Origin of the sequence: Herbaspirillum sp. B65 (genome assembly GCF_000333555.1) — a bacterium.
In the GTDB taxonomy this organism is placed as follows: Bacteria; Pseudomonadota; Gammaproteobacteria; order Burkholderiales; family Burkholderiaceae_D; genus Herbaspirillum; species Herbaspirillum rubrisubalbicans.
This window is the reverse complement of record NZ_BADI01000436.1, coordinates 1-332: the sequence shown is the minus strand read 5'-3', so window position 1 is coordinate 332 and position 332 is coordinate 1. Positions and strand designations below refer to the sequence as shown.

The window sequence follows — 332 nt, the reverse complement described above, 5'->3', positions numbered from 1 at the left end:
ACAATCGAGGTTGCGATATCAGGATTTGTTTGTTTTAATGACAACACAGGGGTGTGTGGTCGAATTGATAACATTCAGATATCTGGTCGCACGGGGACTCCCCCGCTTTCAAGGGGGACAAAGGGCCGCCAGCAGAGCGGGTATCTAAAAAGCGCCACGAGGTGGCAAAACCGGGGAGACACGCAGTTCGACGGCCCCGACAGCTTTTACCGTCGCGCCAGCCGGCGCCTGTTCAACAAGGATCGCGCCTGCACCGTGCAGGACATGATCGATATGATCGACGAGGCGGGCAGCGAGGTCTTCCATGTTCGCTGCCTGCAACGTAACGGCAC

1 protein-coding gene is annotated in these 332 nt (G+C 56.9%); it reads right to left on the bottom strand.

Annotated features, from left to right (window positions below; genetic code table 11):
- Positions 1-144 precede the first annotated feature (144 nt).
- A partial coding sequence (locus I5W_RS32015) for a hypothetical protein (RefSeq protein ID WP_044529166.1) occupies positions 145-332 on the bottom strand: 188 nt, incomplete at its 5' end.